General features: G+C 71.3%; 15 protein-coding genes. 5 read left to right on the top strand and 10 right to left on the bottom strand.

What is annotated here, in order from left to right; all coding sequences use genetic code 11:
- Window positions 1-8 precede the first annotated feature (8 nt).
- On the top strand, window positions 9-527 hold the full coding sequence (locus M5362_RS07745; RefSeq protein WP_260226588.1) for a GNAT family N-acetyltransferase: 519 nt from the start codon (window positions 9-11) through the stop codon (window positions 525-527).
- Here the strand turns inward: M5362_RS07745 and pulA are convergent.
- The 7 genes from pulA to M5362_RS07710 form a co-directional block, all read right to left on the bottom strand.
- Window positions 514-5,871 carry a pullulanase-type alpha-1,6-glucosidase gene (pulA, locus tag M5362_RS07740; RefSeq protein ID WP_260226587.1) on the bottom strand — a complete coding sequence of 1,786 codons (5,358 nt, stop codon included), beginning with the start codon at window positions 5,869-5,871 and terminating at the stop codon, window positions 514-516. The genes M5362_RS07745 and pulA overlap by 14 nt on opposite strands.
- A 67-nt stretch (window positions 5,872-5,938) precedes the next feature.
- Window positions 5,939-7,639, bottom strand: coding sequence for a carbohydrate-binding module family 20 domain-containing protein (locus tag M5362_RS07735; RefSeq protein WP_260226586.1), 1,701 nt, complete (start codon window positions 7,637-7,639; stop codon window positions 5,939-5,941).
- Between the two features lie 123 nt (window positions 7,640-7,762).
- Entirely contained in the window at window positions 7,763-8,848 is a 1,086-nt protein-coding gene (locus tag M5362_RS07730; RefSeq protein ID WP_260226585.1) for a LacI family DNA-binding transcriptional regulator, read from the bottom strand.
- The gene (locus M5362_RS07725; RefSeq protein WP_260226584.1) at window positions 8,836-10,503 is read right to left on the bottom strand and encodes a glycoside hydrolase family 13 protein; all 1,668 of its coding nucleotides are present in this window, start codon (window positions 10,501-10,503) and stop codon (window positions 8,836-8,838) included. Before M5362_RS07725 ends, M5362_RS07730 begins: the two co-directional genes overlap by 13 nt.
- 50 nt (window positions 10,504-10,553) lie before the next feature.
- On the bottom strand, window positions 10,554-11,408 hold the full coding sequence (locus tag M5362_RS07720) for a sugar ABC transporter permease (protein ID WP_260226655.1): 855 nt from the start codon (window positions 11,406-11,408) through the stop codon (window positions 10,554-10,556).
- Window positions 11,402-12,412: a carbohydrate ABC transporter permease gene (locus M5362_RS07715; protein ID WP_260226583.1), complete on the bottom strand. Its 1,011-nt coding sequence runs from the start codon at window positions 12,410-12,412 to the stop codon at window positions 11,402-11,404. The genes M5362_RS07720 and M5362_RS07715 overlap by 7 nt, the downstream gene beginning before the upstream one ends.
- 20 nt (window positions 12,413-12,432) lie before the next feature.
- Complete coding sequence (locus M5362_RS07710; protein WP_260226582.1) at window positions 12,433-13,710, bottom strand: extracellular solute-binding protein; 1,278 nt, start codon at window positions 13,708-13,710, stop codon at window positions 12,433-12,435.
- Between the two features lie 346 nt (window positions 13,711-14,056).
- On the opposite strand from M5362_RS07710, the gene M5362_RS07705 reads away from it, so the two are divergent.
- The 3 genes from M5362_RS07705 (at window position 14,057) to M5362_RS07695 (ending at window position 17,782) form a co-directional block, all read left to right on the top strand.
- Window positions 14,057-15,733, top strand: a complete 1,677-nt coding sequence (locus tag M5362_RS07705) for a glycoside hydrolase family 13 protein (RefSeq protein WP_260226581.1) — start codon at window positions 14,057-14,059, stop codon at window positions 15,731-15,733.
- A gap of 25 nt (window positions 15,734-15,758) precedes the next feature.
- The gene (locus M5362_RS07700) at window positions 15,759-16,787 is read left to right on the top strand and encodes a LacI family DNA-binding transcriptional regulator (RefSeq protein WP_260226580.1); all 1,029 of its coding nucleotides are present in this window, start codon (window positions 15,759-15,761) and stop codon (window positions 16,785-16,787) included.
- A gap of 92 nt (window positions 16,788-16,879) precedes the next feature.
- On the top strand, window positions 16,880-17,782 hold the full coding sequence (locus M5362_RS07695) for a phosphatase PAP2 family protein (protein ID WP_260226579.1): 903 nt from the start codon (window positions 16,880-16,882) through the stop codon (window positions 17,780-17,782).
- Here M5362_RS07695 and M5362_RS07690 read toward each other — a convergent pair.
- Together M5362_RS07690 and M5362_RS07685 are read right to left on the bottom strand one after the other, a co-directional pair.
- Entirely contained in the window at window positions 17,779-19,353 is a 1,575-nt protein-coding gene (locus M5362_RS07690) for an amidohydrolase (RefSeq protein WP_260226578.1), read from the bottom strand. The genes M5362_RS07695 and M5362_RS07690 overlap by 4 nt on opposite strands.
- Window positions 19,257-20,825, bottom strand: coding sequence for an APC family permease (locus M5362_RS07685; protein ID WP_260226577.1), 1,569 nt, complete (start codon window positions 20,823-20,825; stop codon window positions 19,257-19,259). The genes M5362_RS07690 and M5362_RS07685 overlap by 97 nt, the downstream gene beginning before the upstream one ends.
- A 105-nt stretch (window positions 20,826-20,930) precedes the next feature.
- Here M5362_RS07685 and M5362_RS07680 point away from each other — a divergent pair, with 105 nt between their 5' ends.
- Window positions 20,931-21,545 carry a TetR/AcrR family transcriptional regulator gene (locus tag M5362_RS07680; RefSeq protein WP_260226576.1) on the top strand — a complete coding sequence of 205 codons (615 nt, stop codon included), beginning with the start codon at window positions 20,931-20,933 and terminating at the stop codon, window positions 21,543-21,545.
- A 103-nt stretch (window positions 21,546-21,648) separates the two neighbouring features.
- Here the strand turns inward: M5362_RS07680 and M5362_RS07675 are convergent, their stop codons facing one another.
- Window positions 21,649-24,636, bottom strand: coding sequence for a bifunctional [glutamine synthetase] adenylyltransferase/[glutamine synthetase]-adenylyl-L-tyrosine phosphorylase (locus tag M5362_RS07675; protein ID WP_260226575.1), 2,988 nt, complete (start codon window positions 24,634-24,636; stop codon window positions 21,649-21,651).
- Between the last annotated feature and the right edge of the window lie 37 nt (window positions 24,637-24,673).

Genomic DNA, 24,673 nt, shown 5'->3' with positions numbered 1-24,673 from the left:
TGATCGCCATGAACGCACAAGTGACCTTCCAGCAGGCGGACGAGCGCGATCTGGAGCTGCTGGTGGGGTTGTTCGACGGGGCCGCGCGCTGGATGGTGCGCAACGGGATCGACCAGTGGAAGCCGGGCGGCAGGAGTGCGGCGCACTTCCGCGAGCGGATCGCGGCCGGTGAGGTGTGGCTGGCGTCGGCCGCCGGCCGGGCGGTCGGGGCGTACGAGCTGTGGTGGGAGGACGAGCAGGCGTGGGGCCCGCAGCCGCCGGTCGCGGGGTACGTCCACCGGTTGATGACCGACCGGGAGAGCGCCCCCGCCGGCGCCGGCCGCGCCCTCCTCGCGCATGCCGAGGAGCGGATCGCGGCCGGCGGGCGGGGGGTGGCCCGGCTGGACTGTGTGACGGGCAACCCGCGGCTCCGTACGTACTACGAAGCCGCGGGCTACACGGTCGTCGGCGAGGAGCTCGGGAAGCTCGCCGCCGACGGCACGCGTTACGGGGTCACGCTGCTGGAGAAGGCGCTCACCGGGCCGTGAACACCGCCACCGTGCGGGCCGGGACGGTGAAGGTGCCCGAACCGGACGCGTAGGAGGCGGACTTGACGGTGGCGTCCGAGCCCCCGGCCTGGACCGGGTGGAGGGCGTAGCCCTTCCCGGCCAGGGCGGCGACCCGCTGGGTCTGCCGCTCCGGCGTGGCGTTGAAGACCACGACCAGGTCGCCCAGGCGCATGGTGATCACGCCCGGGGTCTCACCGGTTCCGGAGAGGGGGAAGGACAGGGCGTCCTGGACCTGCCCGGCGGTGGCGAGGGAGAAGGCGGACTCGGTCGTACGGATCTTCTGCAGGTCCCGGTAGGCGGCCGAGGCGCCGTCGATCTGCGCACAGCCGACCGTCAGGGACGGGGCGGTGAGCAGCGGCTTCCCGAAGCCCCACTTGGCCTTGTTGTCGGCCGCCGGCGGCAGGCCGCGGCCGAAGCCGTTGCCGTCCCGGCAGTCCCAGTGGATCGCGTTGAACCAGTCGCCGCTGTCGTACGAGTTGCGGTCCAGCGACTTGGAGCGCAGCAGGTCCGAGCCCGCCTGGGAGAGCGCCGGGCCCTGGGAGAGCGTGGCCGTCGCCATGGCGAGGACCTGCATCCTGGCCCGGTCGGTGGCCGAGGTGGCCGCCGGGAGCTTGAAGGCGAGCGCGTCGTACAGGGTCTCGTTGTCGTGGGCGTCGGCATAGGCGAGGGCGTCGCCCGGGGCGGCGGCGTATCCCGCGGGGGCGCCGTTGTAGTCGACCTGGCTGCCCTTGACCGTACGGCCGGAGGTGTCGGTGAAGGTGTAGCCGGCGAGGTTGCCGGACAGGCCCACCTTGATCAGGTCCTGGTAGTGGAGGAGGCGGGCCTTCTGCTGCTCCGGGGTGCCGTTGGCGGTCGAGGAGTTGGGGTCGGTGAAGAGGCCGGAGGCGAAGCCCTGGACACCCGGGTCCTCGTCGAAGGGTCCGCCGCCGCGAACGGCGTCGCGGGCCCGGTCGGAGAAGGTCGCGATGCCGGTGCCGGCCATGTTCTTCTGGGTGGCCTGGACGAAGCGGGCGTCGTCGGCGATCTCGCCGAAGTTCCAGCCCTCGCCGTAGAGGACGATCGCCTTGCCGTCGACGCCGTCCTTGGCGACGGTCAGCGCGTCCAGGGCCTTGCGGACGGCGAGGATGTTCTCCTTCGGGTGGTGGCCCATGAGGTCGAAGCGGAAGCCGTCCACCTTGTACTGCCTGGCCCAGGTGACGATCGAGTCGACGACGAGCTTGCCCATCATGGCGTTCTCGGGCGCGGTGTTGGCGCAGCAGGTGGAGGTGGCGACGGAGCCGTCGGCCTGGAGGCGCTGGTAGTAGCCGGGCACGATCCTGTCCAGGACGGACTTGTCGGCCTGGCCGCTCGCGACGGTGTGGTTGTAGACGACGTCCATGACCGTGCGCAGCCCGGCGCCGTTGAGGGAGGCGACCATCTGCCGGAACTCGACCGTGCGGCGGGTGCCTTCGGGGTCGGTGGCGTAGGAGCCCTCGGGGACGGTGTAGTGCAGCGGGTCGTAGCCCCAGTTGTAGGCGTCCTTGGCCGCGGCGGCGGACACGCAGGCCTGCTGCTCCTCGGAGTCGGGGGCGAGGACCTTGAGGTCGCAGGCCGGTTCGGTCTGCGCGGACTTCTTCTCGGGGATGGTGCCGATGTCGAAGGCCGGGAGCAGGTGGACGTAGGAGGTGCCGGAGGCGGCGAGCGCCTTCAGGTGCCGTGAGCCCTTGCTGCCGGTGTCGGTGAAGGCGAGGTAGGTGCCCTTGTGGGCCGGGACGGCCGTGGTGTCCGCGATCGAGAAGTCGCGGATGTGGAGCTCCTGGATCTGGGCGTCCCGCAGCGGTACGGCGGCGGGCTTGGCCAGGCTCTTCCAGCCGGCGGGGGCGAGCTTCGGGTCCGCGAGGTCGACGATCAGGCTCTGGGCGGAGTCGGTGGTCAGGGCGGTGGAGTAGGGGTCGGTGACCTTGTTGGTGACGATCTGCCCGACGGAGGGCGCCCAGACCTTGACCACGTACCGGTACGGCTTGCCCGTCCACGCGCGCGTGCCGGTGACCGACCAGACGCCGGAGGCGTCGTCGCGGCGCATGGGCACGGTCCTGCCGTCGAGTTCGAGGGCGACGGACTGGGCGGTGGGGGCCCACAGCGACAGCGTGGGACGGCCGTTCCGGAAGACCGGGCCGAGGTCGGCCCGGGTCGCCTTCGGGGCGTAGAGGTCGTCGAGGACGCCGGCGAGCTGGACGCCCGTGGCGGTCAGGACGGCGCCGTTCGCCGCGTACTGGGCGGCGACGAGCTGGCCCCGGAGCGCCGCGCGGATCCGGTCGCGGTCGCGCGGGTCGACGGTGAAGGCGCCGTACGACTTCAGGTGCGGGAAGGCCGCCTTCTGGGCGTCGGTCAGCCGCGCCGGGTTCAGGCGCAGCACCTGGCGGTCGCCGGTGAGGGACCCGTCCTTCACGGCGATCGATCCGGAGCGCGAGGAGAGCAGGACGCTGGAGGCTGCGGCGTCGCTGCCGTTCCAGGCGAGGGTGGTGTCGTCGATCCAGACGGCCTGGGCCTTGGTGAGGTCGAGCGCGGCGCCGCTGCCCTTGGGCTGCGGAAGCAGGTACTTCTCCTGGCCCCCGAGCATCCACACCTCGTGGCCCTGGGCCTTCAGGTCGAGGGACTGGTCGGTGGGCAGGTCCTTCTCGTCGCCCTTGTGCAGGATGTACGAGAGGGAGGTGGCGCCGGCCGCGAGCGGGACTTCGTAGACCGCTCCGTAGGCGTCGGTGCGCACCGGCTCCAGGGGCTTGCTCCAGTCGGTGGGGTTGGCGGCGCCGGTCCAGGTGTGCAGGCCCCAGCCCGTGTGGTCGCCGTCGGCCCGCTTGTAGTGCAGGACGGCCTTCGTCGTGTCCTGGGGCGGGTACGCGCCCTCGGGCGCGGCGTTCAGGACCTCGGGCCTGCCCTGCTCGATCCAGACCTCGCCGGTCTTGGAGAGGTCGACGGCGCGGTCGGCGTCGGTGTCCTTGACGCCGTCCTTGTTCACGGCGATGAAGCCGACCGAGGAGGCGCCGGGCTTGAGCTTGACGTAGGCGAAGGCGCCGTAGGCGTCACGGCCGGTGAAGGGCTTGCCGGCGGGCCAGGTGGTGCCTTCGCCGTCGGCGATGTCGCCCCAGGTGTACAGGCCCCAGTCGTCGTAGTTCCCGTCGGCGCGCTTGTAGTGGACGATCGCGTAGTCGCGCTGGGTGGCGGTCGGCGGCTGTTCGACGGCCGGGGCGCCGCTGGTGGTCGTGGCGGTCGCGCTCGCGGTGCGGCCGGCGCTGTCGACGACGACGGCCTTGTAACGCAGGGCCGTTCCGGCGGGCGCGGTGATCTTCTGGGTGACCTTGTAGGGGGCGTGGTCGGCGGAGCCGAGGACCTGCCACCTGCCGTTGCCGGTCTGGGCGGCGAAGACGACGCGGTTCAGCTGTCCGCCGGTGACGTCGGCGGAGAGCTCGACGGTGCCGGTGGCTCCGGCCTCGGGGCCCTTCAGCGTGATCTTCGGCGTGGCGGCGGGCGCACCGAGCGGCTTCTCGGCCTTGAGCACGAGGGAGCCGAGCGCCGGGACGGTCACCTTGATCTTCGTGTCACCGGCGCTGGTGACACGGGCGTCGCCGCCGTGGATCGCGGTGAAGCGCATGCCCGCGGAGCCGGTCGGGATCTCGACGGTCTTCGCCTCGGTGGAGCTGTTGACCGCGACGACATACGCGTTCTTGGTGCGGGCGTCGGTACGGGAGAAGGCGTAGACGGAGCCCTCGGCGTACCGCTGCTCCTGGACGCCGTCGCGCAGCGCCGGGTGCTCGCGCGTGAGCCTGGAGAGGGCGGCGATCTGCCGGTACAGCGGGTGCGAGGCGTCGTAGGCGTCGCTCGCGTGGGTGCGGTCGGTGCCGAGCTGGTCGTCGTCCAGGTAGTCGGCGGTCTTCGACGCGAAGAGAGTCTGGCGGGAGTCCTTGTCGCCGCCGGCGCCGGTGTAGCCCTGCTCGTCGCCGTAGTAGACGACGGGGTTGCCGCGGGTGAGGAACATCAGCTCGTTGGCGAGCCGGTAGCGCTGGAGGAGTTCGGCGTCGCCGGCCTTGGGGTTGTCCTGCGTGAGGAAGGTGCCGAAGCGGCCCATGTCGTGGTTGCCGAGGAAGGGCACCGACTCGTAGGCGTTGGCCTTGTCGGTGGTGTAGCGGTAGTCCTGGCCGAAGAGGTTCGCCAGCTTGTCCGCCGTACCGCCCTGGGAGGCGAAGGCGCGGGCGGCGTCCTGGAACGGGAAGTCCAGGGTGGCGTCGAGGCGGCCCTCGGTCACGTAGGGGGCGGTGACCGCCGGGTCGGCCGAGTAGACCTCGCCGAACATGAAGAAGTCGTCACGGCCGCGCCTGGCGGCGTACTCGTCCAGGGCGGTGGCCCACTGGGTCCAGAACGCGGTGTCGACGTGCTTGACGGTGTCGATGCGGAAGCCGTCGATGTCGAAGTCGCGCACCCAGCGCTGGTAGATCTTCTCCATGCCCTCGACGACCTCGGGACGCTCGGTCCACAGGTCGTCCAGGCCGACGAAGTCGCCGTACTGGGAGGACTCTCCGGCGAAGGTCGAGTCGCCCCGGTTGTGGTACATCGTCGGGTCGTTGAGCCAGGAGGGGACCTTGAGGTTCTTCTTCTCGGCGGGGACGACGGGGGTGCGGGGGAAGGAGTCGGTGTCGACGCGCGGGAACGTGCCGCTGCGGTCGTCGAAGGGGACGCCGTCCTTCGTCAGGTAGGGGAAGGCTCCCTTGGAGAGGTAGGAGTAGGTCTTCTCCTGGTAGTCGACGACGTCGGCGGTGTGGTTGGTGATGACGTCGAAGAAGACCTTCATGCCCTTGGCGTGGGCCTGGTCGATCAGCCGCTCCAGGTCGGCGTTGGTCCCGAAGTGCGGGTCGACCTGGGTGAAGTCGGTGATCCAGTACCCGTGGTAGCCGGCGCTCGCGTCCTTCCCGGTGCCCTGGACGGGCTGGTTCTTGAAGATCGGCGCCATCCAGATCGCGGTGGTGCCGAGACCCTTGATGTAGTCGAGCTTCTTGGTGAGCCCCTTGAGGTCGCCGCCCTGGTAGAAGCCCTTGTCGGCGGGGTCGAAGCCGGTCTGGAGCCGGGTGCCGGTGAGGCCGCCGCGGTCGTTGGCGGTGTCGCCGTTGGCGAAGCGGTCGGGCAGGACGAAGTAGAACTGCTCGCGGGTGAGGTCGTGGCGGGCCGGCTGTGCCGCGAGCGCCCGGTCGGACGGCGGGGGCGGGGGCGGCGGCACGGCGGCTGCCGGGAGGGCGGGCACCAGCGCCGCGCACAGGGCGGTGGCCACGACGGCCGCCGTTCTCTTGCGTATCACGGGGGTTCTCCCTGGAGGTACGGGAAGGGGGGCCGCCCCGGCGGGGCGGCCCTGGTGGGAGGTGTGGTCAGTTGCGGAAGGTGTCGTTCAGGACGGTCCGGCCGGAGGCGGGGACCGTCGCGACGCGGTTCGCGCCGGACTCCCAGGTCACGTTGCCGGCCGCGTCCTTGCGGAGGTACTTGTACTCGAAGCCGGTGCCCGCCGGGAGGGAGACGTCGAGCTTCCAGACCGGGTACGAGGCCGGGTCCAGCTTCAGGGCCGCGGACGGGGACCAGTTGCCCAGCTCCGCGCGGTTGCCGGTCACGTAGATGTTCTGGCCGGAGACCGTCGTGGCGCCGACGTTGAAGGAGGCGCCCGTGGCGGCCGGCGGCGGGGTCGTCGTACCGCCGCCGCAGCTCTTGGCGTTGACGTGCAGGGCCAGGGCCGTGTGGGCACCCAGCGTCGCCGTGAACTGGCCGGCCGCGTTCACCGTCACGCCCGTGTTCGACTGCACGTCGCAGTAGGTTCCGGCCGGCAGCCCCGTCTGGAAGGTGCGGGTCAGCGACGAGCCCTCGTGGTTGAGGGCGACGTACGCCTTGCCTCCCCGGCCGAAAGCGATCGCGTTGTTGCCGTTGTCCCACCAGTTGCCGACCGCGGTGCCGCGCGCGGCGTTGCGGAAGCCGACCATCGAGGCGATCTCGCGCCAGGCGTGCTGGCACTTCCAGCCGTCGCTGTAACAGGCGTTGACCTGGCCGCCGTTGGGTGCGCCGGCGTCCTTGTCGGACCACTCGTAGCCGGAGTGGACGTCCGGAGAGCCGTACGGCCAGGCGAGCATGAAGACGCTCGCCAGGGTGTAGGCGGAGCCGTTCTTGTAGTTGAGGGTGTCGCCGCCGCGCTCCGTGTCGTGGTTGTCGACGAAGACACCGGACTTGCCGGAGGCCATGTAGCCCCACGACTCCCCGAAGTTGCTCAGGTACGCGAGCTTCTCCGAGCCGAAGATCCGCTTGAGGTCCCGTGCGTAGCGGAACTCCTGCACGTCTCCGTTGCCCAGGTACTCGCTCGGGGAGACCGCCTCACCGGCCCCGTATATCGCCTCCTGCTTCCAGTAGACGCCCGGGTTGCTCAGCCGCGACCTGATGTTCGCGAGGTCCGCGGCCGGCATGTGCTTGGCCGCGTCCACGCGGAAGCCGTCCACACCGAGGGAGAGCAGGTCGTTCAGGTAGGCGGCGATCCGGCCGCGCACCCAGTCCTCGCCGGTGTCGAGGTCCGGCAGGCCGACGAGCTCGCAGTTCTGGACGTTGGCCCGGTCCTGGTAGTTCGAGATGGTGGCCCGGCAGTCGTCCATGTCGCCGCCGGAGTACAGGCCGGGGTAGTCGTACTTGGAGAACGAGGTCCCGCCCGTTCCCGTACCCGACGCGTTCGCCATGTGGTTGATGACGGAGTCGGCGACGACCTTCACGCCCGCCGCGTGACAGGTGTCGACCATGAACTTGAATGCGGTGCGGTCGCCGAGAGGTCCGGCGATCTTGTAGCTGACCGGCTGGTACGCGGTCCACCAGGTGGAGCCCTGGATCCGCTCCTGGGGCGGCGAGACCTGGACGTAGCCGTAACCGGCGGGGCCGAGCTGCTCGGTGCAGGCCTTCGCCACGGAGGCGAACTTCCACTCGAACATCACCGCGGTGACGTCCTTCTCACCGGGCGGGGCGGCCTGCGCGGGGGTCGGCGCCGTGACGGCCACAGCGGCTCCCGCCACGAGGGCGAGTGCAGCGGCCACGGTCTTTCTGGCCATGTTGTCCTCCTGCTGACTTCACTGTCGCAAGATGTTGCCGAAACTAGCAGCAACTGTTTTCAGCCGTGACCGTACGAGTGCCCCGACCCCCGGTCAACCCTTGGGACCCCTCAATGCAGGGAGTTACGCAAGGAGTTGCAGCGAGGCCCCGGCCGGCGGCTGCGCCGTGGACCCGCGGACCACCAGCTCCGGCTGGAAGACGAACTCCGTGCGCTGCACGGGGTTGCCCTCGACCTCCTCCAGGAGCGCCCCCACCGCCGCCGTCGCCATGGCCTGGACGGGCTGGCGCACGGTGGTCAGCGGCGGGTCGGTGAAGGCGATCAGCGGCGAGTCGTCGAAACCGACCACCGAGACGTCACCGGGCACGTCGAGGCCACGGGCGCGGACCGCGCGGACCGCGCCGAGCGCCATCAGGTCGGAGCCGCAGACGATCCCGGTGCAGCCCTGGTCGAGCAGGATGTCGGCCGCCGCGTGCCCGCCCTCCACACCGAACAGCGTGGGGCGGACGTACCGTTCGGCCTCCGCGCGCTCCATCCCCAGGAGCCGGTGCAGCTCGGCGGCGAACCCCTCGGCCTTGCGGCGCGAGGGTACGTAACGGGTGGGGCCGATCGCCAGGCCGATCCGCTCGTGGCCCAGCTCGACCAGGTGCCGTACGGCCATCCGCGCGGCGGCCCGGTCGTCGGGCGAGACGAAGTTGGCGTCGATCCGCTCGTTGAAACCGTTGATGAGGACGAACGGGACGCCCCGCGCGGCCAGCCGGACGTAGCGTTCCGGATCGGCGCTGGCGTCCGCGTGCAGCCCGGAGAGGAAGATGATGCCGGTGACCCCGCGCTCCTCCAGCTGCTCGACCAGCTCGTCCTCGGTGGCACCGCCGGGCATCTGGGTGCAGAGCACCGGGGTGTAGCCGTGCCCGGCCAGGACCTGTTCGATGACCTGGGCGAACGCCGGGAAGATCGGGTTGGTCAGCTCGGGCACGAGCAGGCCGACCAGGCCCGCGCTGCGCCGTTTCAGCCGTACCGGACGCTCGTAGCCGAGCACGTCGAGCGCGGCCAGGACGCGGTGCCGGGTCCCGCCGGCCACGCCCGCCTTGCCGTTGAGGACCCGGCTGACCGTGGCCTCGCTGACCCCGGACTGGGCCGCGATGTCCGCGAGCCGCGGGGCGCCGTTCCCGGCGCCCCCCCGCGGCAGGGGGATGGTCACACCGCCCACCAGACGGTGGTGTCGGCGGGCAGCTCCACGACGCCTTCCCCGTGGGAGACGGGCTCGTTGGAGAGGAGGAACCGGCCGGGCAGCGGGACGGAGATGGCCCGACCGGTGGTGTTGGCGGTGCAGACGAAGCCGTCGCGGCGGAAGGAGAGCACACCCTCGGGTGCCTCCAGCCACTCGACACCTTCGCCCGCACCGAGTTCGGGGCGCTCGCGGCGCACGGCGAGCGCGCTGCGGTACAGCTCCAGGGTGGAGCCCGGGTCGCCGGCCTGCGCCTCGACGCTGAGCCCGCCCCAGCCGGCCGGCTGGGGCAGCCAGCTGCCACCGCCGCCGAAACCGTACGACGAGCCCTCGACGGTCCACGGGATGGGCACGCGGCAGCCGTCGCGGAAGCCGTCCTGGCCGGTGGCCCGGAAGAACGACGGGTCCTGGCGGACCTCGTCGGGCAGGTCGGTGACGTCCGGCAGACCGAGCTCCTCGCCCTGGTAGACGTAGGCCGATCCGGGCAGCGCCAGCATCAGCAGCGTGGCGGCCCGGGCCCGGCGCAGACCGAGCGCGCGGTCGCCGGGCTCGCGCAGCTGGGTGCCGAGGCCCGCCGGGTTGGCGAAGCGGGTGGCGTGCCGGGTGACGTCGTGGTTGGAGAGCACCCAGGTGGTGGGCGCGCCGACCGGCCGCATCGCGGCGAGCGAGGCGTCGATGACCCGGCGCAGCTCCTCGGCGTCCCAATGGGTGCCCAGGTACTGGAAGTTGAACGCCTGGTGCATCTCGTCGGGGCGCACGTAGTTCGCGGTGCGCTCGACGGTCGGGGTCCACGCCTCGGCGACGAGGACGCGCTCTCCGTCGTACTCCGAGAGGACCTGGCGCCAGGAGCGGTATATCTCGTGGACGCCGTCCTGGTCGAAGAACGGCATGACGTCGTTGCCGAGCAGCTTGAGCTGGTCGTGGGCGCCGATGTCCGGCAGCCCCGGGGCCTTCACCAGTCCGTGGGCGACGTCGACGCGGAAGCCGTCGACGCCCATGTCCAGCCAGAAGCGGAGGATGGAGCGGAACTCGTCGCGTACGGCGGGGTGGTCCCAGTTGAAGTCGGGCTGCTCGGGGGCGAAGAGGTGCAGGTACCACTCTCCGGGGGTGCCGTCGGGGTCGATGGTCCGCGTCCAGGCGGGGCCGCCGAAGATGGACTCCCAGTCGTTGGGCGGCAGTTCACCGTTCTCGCCCTTGCCCGGGCGGAAGTGGTAGCGCTCGCGCAGCGGGGATCCGGGGCCCTCGCGCAGCGCGCGCTGGAACCACTCGTGCTGGTCGGAGGAGTGGTTGGGCACCAGGTCGACGATGATCCGCAGGCCCAGCTCGTGCGCCTCGCGGATGAGTGCGTCGGCGTCGAGGAGGCTGCCGAACATCGGGTCGATGGCCCGGTAGTCGGCGACGTCGTAGCCGGCGTCCGCCTGCGGGGAGGCGTAGAAGGGGCTCAGCCAGACGGCGTCGACGCCCAGCTCCCTGAGATACGGCAGCCGGCCGCGGATGCCCTCCAGGTCGCCCATGCCGTCGCCGTTTCCGTCGGCGAAGCTGCGTGGGTAGACCTGGTAGATCACCGCGTCTCTCCACCAGCCCGTGTGCGTGCCGGAGGTCGGGGCGGCGGCGGGGGCAGCGAGATGCTGGGTCATGTCTTCCTTGATCGGTAAGGAGATGCGTACGTACGACGGGGCGCTGGGCCCTAGCCCTTGACGGCGCCGGCGGACATGCCGGTCACCAGGTGCCGCTGGGCGAAGAGGAACACCAGCGCCGCCGGGACGGCGATGAGCACGGAGGCCGCGGACATCGGGCCCCACTGGGCGCCGTACTGGTTGACGAACTTCTGCAGACCGCCCGCGAGGGTGAGGTTCTCGTCCCCGACCATGAACGCGGAGGCGTAGGCGACCTCGCCCCAGGCGGTGATGAAGGAGTAGAACGCCGTCACCGCGATGCCGGGCTTGGCGAGCGGCAGGATCAGCCGCCAGAAGGTGCCGAACGGGTTGAGGCCATCGACCTGGCCCGACTCGTCGATCTCGCGCGGGATGGTGTCGAAGAAGCCCTTCATCATCCAGGCGCAGAACGGAACGGCGATGGTGAGGTACGTGATGACCAGGCCGGCCGACCTGTTCAGCAGCCCCAGCGACGACATGATGTTGTAGATCGGCACGATCAGGACGGCGACCGGGAACATCTGGGTGATCAGCAGCGTCCACATCAGCCCGCGCTTGCCGGGGAAGCGGAAGCGGCTGACGGCGTAGCCGGTGGTGGAGGCGATGAAGACGCCGAGGACCGTGGTGAGTCCCGCGACGAGCAGCGAGTTGCCGAACCAGGTGAGGAACTCGGTGTTCTCCAGCAGGTCCGTGTAGTTCGCGAGCGTCGTCTCCTTGAAGAAGTCGGTGGTGGTCGCGTACTTCGCCGGCTTCAGGGAGGTGAGCAGGACCCACAGCACCGGGAAGACGGCGATCACGGAGGCCACGATCAGCGTGGCGTGCAGACCGACCGAGGCGAGCGGCGAACGGCGGCCGCGGATCGGGGTGTTCGTGGCGGTGGTCACCAGACTTCTCCCTGCTTGCGGAGGACTCGCCGGTAGATCGCGGCGAAGGCCATCAGGAGGACCAGGATCAGGACGCCCCAGGTGGACGACTGGGCGAAGTCACGGGGGCTGATCTCGAAGGAGAACTTGTACGCCTGGGTGACCAGGATCTGGGTGGCCTCGCCGGGCCCGCCCCGGGTGAGCAGGAAGATCACCGGGAACATGTTGAAGGTCCAGATGGTGCTCAGGAGGATGACCGTGGTGGACACGGACCGCAGACCGGGCATCGTGATGTTGCGGAAGCGCTGCCAGGCGTTCGCGCCGTCCATCTCCGCGGCCTCGTAGAGCTCGCCGGGGATGGACTGCAGGCCGCCGAGCAGGGCGACCATCATGAACGGCACGCCGAGCCAGACGTTGACGGCGATGACCGAGAACTTGGCCCAGGTCGGGTCGTTGAGCCACGGCACGGCGTCGAGGCCGCCGCCCGCCAGGATCTGGTTGAGCATGCCGCGGCGCTCGTCGTACAGGAAGCGCCAGGCGAAGACCGAGACGAAGCCGGGCACGGCCCAGGGCAGGATCAGCAGCATCCGGTAGGCGGAGCGGCCGGCGATCCTGCGGTTGAGGATGTTGGCGAGGGCCAGGCCGAGGACGAAGGTGACGGAGACACAGGCCACCGTCCACACCAGCGTCCAGCCGAGCGTACCGAGGAACTGGTTCCCGGTGATCGCGTCGGCGTAGTTGTCCAGGCCGACGAACTCGTAGGTGGCCGGGATCTCGTTGACACCGATGCTGCGGGCGACGTTCCGCTCGTTGGCGTCGGTGAGCGAGAGGTAGATCCCGCGGACCAGCGGATAACCGATGATCACGCCGATCACCAGCACCACCGGGGCGACCATCGCCCAGGCGTACCAGTGGGTCGAGAGGGAGCGGCGAACCTTCCCCTCGGAGTTGCCAGTACCACGGTGCCGGCCGCGGGCGATGTCGCCCGCGGCCTTCACCGCCGACTGGCTGCTGGTGTCCACAGCCATCAGCCGGCCTGCCTTCCTTGTTACTTCCAGTCCTTCAGGAGCTTGCGGTAGGCGTCACCCGTCGCCTTGGCTCCCGCTTCCGGGGTGGCCTGACCGGTCAGGACCTTGGTGTACTCGGTCTGCAGCGGGGCGAAGAGGCTGCCGCCCTCGGGGATCCACGGGCGCTCGACGGCCTTGTCGACGACCGGCTTGAAGAACCCGATCATCTCGTTGCTCGCGACGTCCGGCTTGATGTAGACGGACTCGCGGGTCGGGAGCAGGCTGAGCTCCTTGGCCGTGGTCGCCTGGGCCTCGGCGGAGGTCATGTACTCGACGAAGGCGTAGGAGGCGTCCAGGTTCTTGGAACCGGCGTAGACGGCGAGGTTGTGACCGCCCTGCGGGGCGCCCTGACCGGCGGAGCCGGCGGGAACCGGGGCGATGCCCAGGTTGGCCTTGTCGGCGAACTCCTTGCCCGCGAAGGTGTCGGCGACGGCCCACGGGCCGTTGATCATCATCGCGACCTTGCCGTCCTTGAAGGCGGCCTGCATGTTGTCCCAGCCGTTGGTCGCGTCGGTGATCGCGGCCTTGGAGTCGACCAGGTCCTTGACGGTGGCCAGGGCCTTCACACCGGCGGCGTTGTCGACGGTGATCTTCTTCTGCTCGGCGTTGACCAGGTCGCCGCCCTCGCCGTACAGGAAGGAGAGGAACCAGTAGGCGTCGTCACCGCGGAGGTACAGGCCGGTCTTGCCGGTCTTCTCCTTGATCTTGGTGGCGACGGACTTGAGCTCGTCGATGGACTTCGGCGCCTCGACACCGGCCTCCTTGAAGATCTTCTTGTTGTAGAAGATGCCCATGGAGTCGATGACCTGCGGCACGCCGTAGGTCTTGCCGTTGTACTTGGTGGAGGCGGCGGCCTGCTTCAGGAAGTCCTTGTCGTCCTTCAGCGCGGCGGTGCCGTCGAGCGGGGCCAGGTAGCCGAGGTCCGCGAACTCGGGGGTCCAGGCGACCTCGGAGCGGATCACGTCGGGGGCGCCGGAGCCGGACTGGGCGGCGTTCTTGAACTTGTTCTGCGCCTCACCGAACGGCACGTTCACGTACTTGACGGTGACCTTCGGGTGCTTCTTGGTGAAACCCTCGGCCAGCTTCTTGAAGACCTTGTCCTCGCTGCCCACGTTCGAGGTGTCCCACCAGGTAACGGTGCCGGACAGCTCGCCGGAGCTCTTCGAGCCGCCGTTCGTCGAACCGTCGTCGCTTCCGCACGCCGCCAGGGTCACGCCCAGGGCCGCGACCAGCGCGGTGGCCGCTATGCCACGCCGCATGTGAACTCCTTCAACTGATCCCGGGGGGACGAGGGGCTGGAACCTGCCTCATGCGACCGCTCCCTCGCGGCGCGCCGGGTTGCCAGGAACGTAACAGGGATGAAAACGAGCCGAAAGAGCTTGCGAGAACTTTCTGCAAGGAGCGGCGATCGTTACATCGGCGTGTCCTGAAGGTTGCCGACGAGTCGCTTGACACCCGACCTCAGGCCCCTCTCAGGCCCTCTTGCGGCTACCCACAGGGCCTGCAAGTCTTTGCATCATCTCTTGCAGGACCGTTTCACGCACGGCCCGACCTCGTTGTCAGTACGACGCCCCGTTCCCGGAACACGCGAGAGGGACACCGCACATGGCCCATGAGCTCACCTCACCGTCGCCGTCGGACTCCGCAAGCTCTTGCGCAAGCGCCGCCGGCACCGGCTGGTGGCGGGACGCCGTCATCTACCAGGTGTACGTCCGCTCCTTCGCGGACAGCGACGGCGACGGCATCGGGGACCTGCGGGGCGTACGGGAACGGCTGCCGCACATCGCCCGGCTCGGCGCGGACGCGGTCTGGCTGACGCCCTTCTACGCCTCCCCGCAGGCGGACGGCGGCTACGACGTGGCGGACTACCGGGCGGTGGACCCCGTCTTCGGAGACCTGGCGGACGCCGACGACCTGGTGCGAGCGGCGCACGAGCTGGGCCTGAAGGTCATCGTGGACATCGTGCCGAACCACACCTCGGAGCGGCACGCCTGGTTCGAGCAGGCGCTCGCGGGGGTGGGCCGGGACCGGTACGTCTTCCGTCCGGGGCGGGGGCCGGACGGCTCCGAGCCCCCCAACGACTGGGAGTCGGTCTTCGGCGGCCCGGCCTGGACGCGGGTCGCGGACGGAAGCTGGTACCTCCACCTCTTCGCGCCCCAGCAGCCGGACCTGAACTGGCGGAACGACGACGTACGGGCCGAGTTCGACTCCGTGTTCCGCTTCTGGCTGGACCTGGGGGTGGACGGCTTCCGCATCGACGTCGCCCACGGCATGGTCAAGGCGGAGGGCCTGCCCGACATCGGGCAGGGGCAGCAGGCGAAGCTGATCGGCATCCAGCGGCTGCCCTTCTTCGACCAGGACGGGGTGCACGAGATCCACCGCGGCTGGCGCCGGCTCCTGGAGTCGTACGGCCCCGATCGCATCGGGGTCGCGGAGGCGTGGGCGCCGACACCGGAGCGGCTCGCGCTGTACGTCCGCCCCGACGAGCTGCACCAGGCCTTCAACTTCCAGTTCCTCAACTGCCCTTGGGACGCGGCCGCGCTGCGGTCGGTCATCGACGAGTCGCTGCGCGCCACGGCCTCGGTCGGCGCCCCGACGACCTGGGTGCTCTCCAACCACGACGTCGTGCGGCACGCCACCCGGTACGGAAGCCCGGCGCGCGGCCGGGCCGCGGCGCTGCTGATGCTGGCGCTGCCCGGATCGGCCTACGTCTACCAGGGCGAGGAGCTGGGCCTGCCCGAGGTCATGGACCTCCCGGACGAGGTACGGCAGGACCCGGCGTTCCTGCGCGGGGACGGCCAGGACGGGCTGCGCGACGGCTGCCGGGTGCCGCTGCCGTGGACGGCCGACGGACCGTCGTACGGCTTCGGGCCGGGCGGGACCTGGCTCCCCCAGCCCCCGGAGTGGGCAGCCCTGAGCGTCGCCGCCCAGGAGGCCGACCCCTCCTCCACCCTGGAGCTCTACCGCCGGGCCCTGCGCCTGCGCGGGGAGCACCCCGCCCTGGGCGCGGGCGACGCGGTGGAGTGGCTGGACGGCCTCCCGGAAGGGGTCCTCGCCTTCCGCCGGACCGCGCCCGGCGGAGGCGTACTGGTCACCCTGAACACGACGGAACGGGAGGTGGAGCTGCCCCTCTCCGGGGCCCCGCTGCTGACCAGCGCACGGCTCGGCGACGATGCGGGCGGTCCCGTACTCCCCTCCCCCGCAGGCGAGTTCGCCGCCCGCGTCGCGTATGCGCCGGGCGTCCGGGTTCCCGCCGACTCCTGCGTTTGGTGGGCAATCTGACGTGCGACCGGTACAGTCCAATCCCATGACCGCGCGGCTTGCCGACATCGCAGCCCAGGCGGGGGTCAGTGAAGCCACAGTCAGCCGCGTGCTCAACGGCAAGCCCGGTGTGGCCTCGGCCACCCGTGAATCCGTGCTTGCCGCACTCGACGTCCTCGGATACGAGCGTCCGGTGCGCCTGCGTCAGCGCAGCGCCGGACTGGTCGGGCTGATAACCCCCGAACTGGACAACCCGATCTTTCCCGCGCTCGCGCAGGTCATCGGGCAGGCCCTGACCCGGCAGGGCTACACCCCCGTGCTCGCCACGCAGACCCCCGGCGGGTCCACCGAGGACGAGCTCACCGACATGCTCGTCGAGCGGGGTGTCTCCGGGATCATCTTCGTCTCCGGGCTGCACGCCGACACGACGGCCGACATGACCCGCTACGACCAGCTGCGCGGCAAGGGCGTCCCGTACGTCCTCATCAACGGCTTCTCCCCCAAGGTGCAGGCGCCCTTCGTCTCGCCCGACGACCGGGCCGCGATGCAGCTGGCGGTGACCCACCTCGCCGCGCTCGGCCACACCCGGATCGGGCTCGCGGTGGGCCCGAAGCGGTTCGTGCCCGTCCTGCGCAAGATCGAGGGGTTCCAGCGCGGGATGAAGGAGCGGCTCGGGCTCTCCCCGGAGGAGTCCGAGGAGCTGATCCAGCACTCCCTCTACACCCTGGAGGGCGGCCAGGCCGCCGCGGGCGCCCTGATCTCCGCCGGGTGCACGGCCGTCGTCTGCGCGAGCGACATGATGGCGCTCGGCGCGATCCGGGCCGCCCGCCAGCAGGGGCTCCAGGTCCCCAGGGATGTCTCCGTGGTCGGCTTCGACGACTCCCCGCTCATAGCGTTCACCGATCCGCCGCTGACCACGATCCGCCAGCCCGTGCAGGCGATGGGGCAGGCGGCGGTCCGGGCGCTGCTCGAGGAGGTCGGGGGCACCCCGGCCCCGCACAGCGAGTTCGTCTTCATGCCTGAGCTGGTCGTTCGTGGTTCAACCGCTTCCGCCCCGAGTCAGGGGAACCCCTGACCGTCCCTCCCTCTCAAGGCGGAGCGTGTGCGCCTCGAACCCGTCGGAGGGATGATCGGACGGAGAGATTGGATCTGGCAGACTCTCCTCCCATGGGTGAAGCGACCGTGAAAACTTTGGAAGGCAGTACGGCGGCCGGCCCGTCACCCATTCCGGACGGTGACGGGCTGCGGGCCCGCCTGCGTACGCCACGACGCCCCAGGATCTGGTTCGAGATCCTGCTCATCGGCGTCAGCTACTGGACGTACTCGCTCATCCGCAACGCCGTGCCGGAGCAGAAGGCCCAGGCGCTGAAGAACGCCGACTGGATCTGGGACGTCGAGAAGTCCCTCGGGCTCGCCTTCGAGCAGACCGTCAACCACGCCGTGAACTCGGTGACATGGCTGATCGTCTCGATGAACTACTACTACGCCACCCTGCACTTCGTCGTGACGATCGGTGTGCTGGTCTGGCTGTACCGATGGCAGCCGGGCCGTTACGCCGCGTCCCGTACGGTCCTGTTCGCCACCACCGGTGTGGCCCTGGTCGGTTACTACCTGTATCCGCTCGCGCCGCCCCGGCTGATGAACGGCCAGTCCTTCGTCGACACGGTCCTGGTCCACCACACCTGGGGCTCGATGGCCTCGGGCAACCTCAAGCACATGTCGAACCAGTACGCGGCGATGCCGTCGATGCACATCGGCTGGTCGCTCTGGTGCGGTCTGATCATCTTCACCCTGGCCTCGGCGCCCTGGGCGCGCATCCTCGGCCTGCTCTACCCCGCGGCCACGCTGGTCGTGATCGTGGCCACCGCCAACCACTTCTGGCTGGACGCGGTGGGCGGCATGATCTGCCTCGCCTTCGGCTTCACCGTCTCGTACTTCTGGTACGGCGCGCTGCCGCACCATCTGCCCAAGCTGGTCGAACCGGCGCCGCCGGTGGCCAGGGGCGGCCCGTCCCCGCGGTCCCGTACGGACCGCGAGGACGAGCAGGAGAGGGCTGGGCTCTCCCGCTAGGCCCTGTGGGTGACGCGGCCGCCCGCGACGGTGAGCCGGATCGGCGCCTTCTCGGTCTCGTCGGCGGGCGCCTCGACCGGGTCGACCGTGAAGGCGGTCAGGTCCGCCCTCAGTCCCGGCGCGATCCGGCCGCCGAGCCGCTCCTCCCCCGCCGCGACCGCCGCGTGCGTGGTCAGGCCCTCCAGAGCCATCAGACCGGTCAGCCCGTGCCGTGCGGAGGCGGCGCCGCGGGGCGCCTGGGCGGTGGCGAGGACCTGACGGGCGTCGTAGTGGGCGATGGGCCAGTCCGACCCGAGCGCGAGGTGGGCCCCTGCCTCCCGCAGGTCACGGCAGCGCCAGGCGCGGTCCGCCCGTACGTCACCGAGCCGCCTGGACCATTCGTCGGTGTGGTCGGCTCGGGTGTACGCGGTGTGCGGGGGCTGCATCGACGCGACGACGCCGAGGGCCGCGAACCGTCCGAGCTGGTCGTCGGGGACGGTCTCGATGTGCTCGATGCGGTGCCGGGGCCCGCCGCCGCCGAGCGACTGCACGGTGTCGAGGACGTGCCGGACGGCCGCGTCGCCGATCGCGTGCGTGGCGGTGCCGATCCCGGCCTCGTGGAGGTGGCGGACGGCGGCCGAGTAGGCGGCCGGGTCCGGCCAGAAGGCGTCCGTGCCCTGGCCGTGGCAGTCGGCGTGCTCCAGCCAGGCGGTGCCGCCCTCGACGGTGCCGTCCATGAAGAACTTGACGCCTCCGACGCGCCACAGCCGTCCGGACCGCTCCTGGAGCCGTACCAGCTCGTCCAGCTCCTCCGCGGTCGCTCCGGGCATGCACCAGGGCGCCAGCCGGAGCCGTAGCGGAAGGTCGCCGTCCGACTCCAGGGCGGTGAGCAGCCCGGGTACGTCCTGGCCGCCGAGGTCCATGACGTGCGCGCCGGTCAGCCCGGTGGCGGCCATGGCGGTCAGCAGCTCGACGAGCCGGTCGCGCCGCTCCGCGTAGGGCTGGGCGGGCAGGACGGGGGTCATCAGGTCCATCGCGGCGTGCTCGATCAGGTGGCCGGTGGGCCGCCCGTCGGCGTCGCACACGATCTCGGAGCGCTGGGCGAAGGTCCGGGGGCCTTCGATGCCGGCCGCCTTCAGGGCCGTCTCGCTCGCGAGGGCGGAGTGTCCGTCGTAGAGACGCAGGAGGGCGGGGGCACCGCCGAGGACGTCCTCGACGAGCTCGCGGTGGATCGGCCGGCCGCCGAAGACGTTGTGGTCGAGGGCGGCGCCGATGATCCAGCCGTCGCGGCGTTCGGCGGTGGCGAGGACGGAGCGGAGCCCGTCGAGGTCGCGCACGGCGGAGAGGTCGGTGCCCGTGAACATCTCCAGGCCCCAGACGGGGTGGCTGTGGGCGTCGGTGAGGCCGGGGGTGAGCGTGGCGCCGCCGAGGTCGATCGTCTCGGTGCCGGGCCCGCGCCAGTCGCGGGCGTCGGTGGCGTCGCCGACGGCCGTGATCAGTCCGTCCCGGACGGCGACGGCAGTGGCGTGCGGACGGGCGGGGTCGAGGGTGCGGACGCGGGCGTCGACGAGGACGAGGTCGGGTGCGGGCACGACGGCTCTTCTCCAGCGGTGGGTGCGGGTTCGGCGGGTTCGGCGGGCTCCGCGGCGAAGGCGGCGTAGACCTCGGGGCGCGTGCGGCGGAGCCGGAGCGCGAGGAGGAGCCCGAGGACGAAGACGGTGGGGACGAGGGAGATCAGGACGGTGTTGACGGTGGTGGAGGCGCCGGTGAAGAGGTCGACGTGGGTGACGACGAGGCCGATCGCCCCGCCGAGCAGGACGAGGGCGGCGACGGGGGCGACCACCGTGCGCAGCTTCCCCTCGTCGTGGCTGATGCGGCGGAAGAACAGCGGCACGGCGAGCGCCGCGAGCAGCTGGAGGACCATCAGTCCGATCATGCCCGGTGTGTTCACCCAGAGCAGCAGTTGCCGGTACGGGTCGGCTCCGGCGGCCGCGAAGGCGAGGACGACGACGGCGCCGAGGGCGGTCTGCGCGATGCCCGCGACGTACGGGGAGCGGTGGCGCGGGTGGACGCGGCCGAAGGCGGCGGGCAGCACGCCCTCCTCCGCGAGCGCCAGGCCGTAGCGGTTGATCGCGTTGTGGAAGGCGAGGAGCGAGGCGAGGACGCTGGTGACGATCAGGAGGTGCATCAGGTCCGCGGCCCAGGCGCCCACATAGGTGGTGATGGCGGCGAAGAAGAGCCCGCCGGGGTCGTCGGCGGCGGCCTGGACGACCTTGTCCTGGCCGAAGGCCTGGATGACGGTCCAGACGACGAAGGCGTAGAAGAGGCCCAGGAAGCCGACGGCGAAGTAGGTGGCGCGGGGGACGGTGCGGTTCGGGTCGCGGGCCTCCCGTCGGTAGATGACGGTCGACTCGAAGCCGGTGAAGGCGGCGAAGGCGAAGGCCAGGACGGCCGCGCTGCCCGGGACGAGCACGTTGCCGGGGGCGAACGAGTCCAGGGAGAGGCCGTCCGCGCCGCCGTCGATCAGCACGCCGCCCGCGAGCAGGACGAGGATGCCGGTCTCGGCGACGAGGAGGACGCCGAGGAGCTTGGCGCCGAAGTCGATCGAGCGGAAGCCGCCGTACCAGATGAGCAGCAGTCCGGCGAGGGAGACGGGGAGCCAGGGGATGTCGACGCCCCCCAGGGCGTGGCCGGTGTCGGCGGTGGCGGTGCCGAGCAGGCCGTAGACGCCGATCTCCATGCCGTTGTAGCCGAGCATGGCGAGCAGGGCGGCGGCGATGCCGACGGGCTTGCCCAGGCCGCGGGTGATGTACGCGTAGAAGGCGCCGCCGCTTCGGACGTGGCGGCTCATGGTGGTGAACCCGACGGCGAAGACCGCGAGCGTGATTCCGGCCAGGAGATAGCCGGCGGGGGCGCCGATGCCGCCGAGGACGACGGCGATGGGCGCGACGCCGGCCATGACGGTGAGCGGGGCGGCGGCGGAGACGACGAAGAACGAGATGTCGGCGGTGGAGAGCGTGCCGGTTCTCAGCCCCTCGGGAGCGGTGGTGGTCGGTGAAGGCATGGGAGGGGAAGCCCTTCCGCGGCAGGAAACCTAAAGGCTTTCGGTTCGCGCAATGTAACCTCGCGTCCAACGATTCGGGAAGACCTGACCAGGGGGAAACCATTCATGGGCCGACCGCGCAGACCCCTCCTCGACCGCGAGCGGATCACCACCGTGGCGCTCGAACTCGTCGACGAACGAGGTGAGTTCAGCGTCCCGCAGATCGCCAAGCGGCTCGGGGTGCAGACCGCGTCGGTGTATCACCACGTGGACGGCCGCGACGGAATCGTGGAACTGCTGCGCGAGCGGGTCAGCGAGGCGATCGACGGCTCCACGCTGGACGCGGAGCCGTGGGACGCGGCGATGGCGGCCTGGGCCCGCTCCTACCGCGCGGCCTTCGCCGCCCACCCCCGGGCCATCCCGATGCTGATGACCTCACCGGTCCGCGCCCCGAAGGTGCTCGCCCAGTACGAGGCGGCGGTGACCCTGCTGCTCGCCGTCGGCTTCGACAACGCCGACGTCATGACGGTGATCGTCGCCCTGGAGAACCTGGTCCTGGGATCGGCGCTCGACCTCGCGGCCCCGGACGCCATGTGGGAGCTGCCGGACGAGAACACGACCCCCCGCCTGGCCAGGGCGCTGGAGGCGGTGGGCCCGTCCCGCGCGGACGCCGCCTTCGATCTGGCCCTGGAGGCGTTCCTCATCCACTGCCGGGCGCTCCTGGAGCACGCGGACGACTGACGCACGGGGCCGGCGCCCCGGAGCGGGGCTCGCCCTTACGCCCCGGCGCGGGGCAGCCGCCCTCGACGCGGGCTCGCGCCTACGCCCCGGAGGGGGCTCGCGCCTACGCCCCGTAGAACAGCTCCTCGACCACGGCCCGGGCCCTGCGCGTGATGCGCCGGTAGTCGTCCACCATCTCCCCGACGTGGCCGGGGCCGTAGCCCAGGTACCGGCCGACCGCGGCCAGTTCGCGCCCGTCCGAGGGGAAGGTGTCGCCCGGCCGTCCCCGTACCAGCATCACCGCGTTGCGGACGCGGGTCGCCAGCACCCAGGCCTCGTCCAGCGTCTGGGCCTCGTCCGTGGGGATGAGGCCCGCCGCGTGGGCGGCGGCCAGGGCCTCGCGGGTACGGGTGGTGCGCAGGCCCGGCTCGGCCCAGCCGTGCCGCATCTGCAGCAGCTGGACCGTCCACTCGACATCGCTCAGACCGCCCCGGCCGAGCTTGGTGTGGAGGGTCGGGTCGGCGCCGCGCGGCAGCCGCTCGGTCTCCATACGGGCCTTCAGACGCCGTATCTCCCGCACCGCGTCCTCGCCGAGCCCCTCGGCCGGATAGCGCAGCGGATCGACCAGCTCGACGAACCGCGCGCCCAGCTCCCGGTCGCCCGCCATCGGTTCGGCGCGCAGCAGCGCCTGGCTCTCCCAGACGAGCGACCAGCGGTGGTAGTAGGCCTCGTACGACTTGAGCGAACGGACCATGGGGCCGCTCTTGCCCTCCGGGCGCAGATCGGCGTCGATGAGCAACGGCGGGTCGGCGGTGGGGACCTGGAGGAGCCGGCGGATCTCGGAGACGACCTGGTTCGCCGCCTTGGCCGCCTCCTGCTCGTCCACGCCCTCGCGCGGCTCGTGCACGAACAGGACGTCGGCGTCGGAGCCGTAGCCGAGCTCCTGACCGCCGAAGCGGCCCATGCCGATGACCACGAACCGGGTCGGCAGGGTGTCGCCCCAGCCCTCCCGCACGGCGGCCCGCAGCGCGCCCGCGATCGTCGCCGCGTTGAGGTCGGTGAGCGCCAGGCCCACCCGGTCGACCAGCGCGCCCGGGTCGAGCTCACGGGGGCTGTCCTCCGTGCCGTACGAGCCGATGAGATCGGCCGCGGCGGTACGGAACAGCTCACGGCGTCGCACCCCGCGGGCCGCGGTGACGCCCTGCTCGGCACCGCCGGCGCGGCCGACCGCCGCGAGGATCTCCTGCTCCAGATGGTCACGTCCGCGCGGCTTCAGCCCCTCCGGATCGCCGAGGATCGCCACCGCCTCCGGCGCGCGCAGCAGCAGGTCGGGGGCGAGCCGTCCGGCGGAGAGGACCCGGGCGAGGTTCTCGGCCGCCGCGCCCTCGTCGCGCAGCAGCCGCAGGTACCAGGGGGTCTTGCCGAGCGCGTCGGAGACCTTGCGGAAGCCGAGCAGTCCGGCGTCCGGGTCGGCGGAGTCGGCGAACCAGCCGAGCAGCACCGGCAGCAGCGTCCGCTGGATCGCGGCCTTGCGGGTGACCCCCGAGGCGAGCGCCTCCAGATGGCGCAGGGCGGCGGCGGGATCGGCGTACCCGAGCGCTTCGAGCCGCTGGCCCGCGGCCTTCGAGCTGAGCCGGCTCTCGCCGGGGGTGAGCTGGGCGACGGCGTCGAGCAGCGGCCGGTAGAAGAGCTTCTCGTGGAGCCGGCGGACCACCGAGGCGTGCCGCTTCCACTCCTTGTTCAGCTCGGCGACCGGGTCGGTGCGCAGCCCGAGCGAGCGGCCGAGGCGGCGCAGATCGGTCTCGCCCTCGGGGACGAGATGGGTGCGGCGCAGGCGGTAGAGCTGGATGCGGTGCTCCATCGCGCGCAGGAAGCGGTACGCCTCGTCCAGCTGGGCCGCGTCGGCGCGGCCGACGTAGCCGCCGGCGGCGAGCGCCCGCAGCGCGTCGAGCGTCTTGCCGCTGTGCAGCGTGGCATCGCCCCGCCCGTGCACCAACTGCAGGAGCTGGACGGCGAATTCGACGTCCCGGAGCCCGCCGGGGCCGAGCTTCAGCTCACGGTCGACCTGGGCGACCGGGATGTTGTCGACGACCCGGCGGCGCATCTTCTGCACGTCGGGGACGAAGTTCTCGCGCTCGGCGGCCTGCCAGACCAGCGGGGAGACGGCCTCGATGTACTCGGAGCCCAGCTCCGGATCGCCCGCCACCGCCCGGGCCTTGAGGAGCGCCTGGAACTCCCAGGTCTTGGCCCAGCGCTGGTAGTAGGCGAGGTGGGAGGAGAGGGTGCGCACGAGGGGGCCGTTGCGGCCCTCGGGGCGCAGGTTGGCGTCGACGGGCCAGATGGTGCCCTCGACGGTCGTCTCGGAGCAGATCCGCATGAGGTGGGAGGCGAGCCGGGTCGCGGCCTGCATCGCCTTGCCCTCCTCGGCGCCCTCGACGGGCTCCGCCACGAAGATCACGTCGACGTCGGAGACGTAGTTCAGCTCGTGGCCGCCGCACTTGCCCATGGCGATGACGGCGAGCCGGCAGTGGGCCGCGTCGGCGGGGGCGGCGGTACGGGCGATGGCGAGGGCGGCGCGCAGCGTCGCGGTGGCGAGGTCGGCCAGCTCGGCGGCGGTCTGGGCGACGTCGGCGGTGCCGCAGACGTCCCGCGCGGCGATGGCAAGGAGGCAGCGGCGGTAGGCGACCCGCAGGGTGACGGCGTCGACGGCGTCGACGAGCCCGTGCTCGAACTCGGCGACCCCCGGGTTCAGGTCGACGGCCTCGTAGGTGACCAGGGCCTTCCAGTCCAGGGGGTGCCGGGCCAGATGGTCGGCGAGGGCCTCCGAGGCCCCGAGCACTCCGAGGAGCCGGTCCCGGAAGGGCTTGGCGGAGAGCAGCGTGGAGGCGAGCGTCTGGCGCTCCTCCTCGGGCTGCGCCTCGACGAGCCGGACGAGACCGCGCAGGGCCAGGTCGGGGTCGGCGGTCGCCCCGAGCGCGTCGAGGAGCACCGGGTCGCCGCGCAGGGCGGACAGCTCCGGGAGGTCGAGCAGCCGCTCGGCGCCGGACGGATCGGTGAACCCGTGCCGCAGCAGGCGGCTGAAGGTACTGCTCCTGCGCCCCGGCACCGTCATCCGCCGCTCCCTCCGCCCGTTCCAGCTCCGCATTCGA

It is taken from the genome of Streptomyces sp. Je 1-79, assembly GCF_025195125.1.
Lineage (GTDB): Bacteria > Actinomycetota > Actinomycetes > Streptomycetales > Streptomycetaceae > Streptomyces.
This window is presented reverse-complemented; position numbering and strand designations above follow the sequence as displayed.

Excerpts from the sequence above, each read along its gene's own strand:
- M5362_RS07725 (WP_260226584.1), bottom strand. The coding sequence starts at position 10,503 with ATGACCCAGCATCTCGCTGCCCCCGCCGCCGCCCCGACCTCCGGCACG.
- M5362_RS07700 (WP_260226580.1), top strand. The coding sequence starts at position 15,759 with ATGACCGCGCGGCTTGCCGACATCGCAGCCCAGGCGGGGGTCAGTGAA.
- M5362_RS07745 (WP_260226588.1), top strand. The coding sequence starts at position 9 with ATGAACGCACAAGTGACCTTCCAGCAGGCGGACGAGCGCGATCTGGAG.
- M5362_RS07705 (WP_260226581.1), top strand. The coding sequence starts at position 14,057 with ATGGCCCATGAGCTCACCTCACCGTCGCCGTCGGACTCCGCAAGCTCT.
- M5362_RS07735 (WP_260226586.1), bottom strand. The coding sequence starts at position 7,639 with ATGGCCAGAAAGACCGTGGCCGCTGCACTCGCCCTCGTGGCGGGAGCC.
- M5362_RS07715 (WP_260226583.1), bottom strand. The coding sequence starts at position 12,412 with ATGGCTGTGGACACCAGCAGCCAGTCGGCGGTGAAGGCCGCGGGCGAC.
- M5362_RS07675 (WP_260226575.1), bottom strand. The coding sequence starts at position 24,636 with ATGACGGTGCCGGGGCGCAGGAGCAGTACCTTCAGCCGCCTGCTGCGG.
- M5362_RS07685 (WP_260226577.1), bottom strand. The coding sequence starts at position 20,825 with ATGCCTTCACCGACCACCACCGCTCCCGAGGGGCTGAGAACCGGCACG.
- M5362_RS07710 (WP_260226582.1), bottom strand. The coding sequence starts at position 13,710 with ATGCGGCGTGGCATAGCGGCCACCGCGCTGGTCGCGGCCCTGGGCGTG.
- M5362_RS07695 (WP_260226579.1), top strand. The coding sequence starts at position 16,880 with ATGGGTGAAGCGACCGTGAAAACTTTGGAAGGCAGTACGGCGGCCGGC.
- M5362_RS07680 (WP_260226576.1), top strand. The coding sequence starts at position 20,931 with ATGGGCCGACCGCGCAGACCCCTCCTCGACCGCGAGCGGATCACCACC.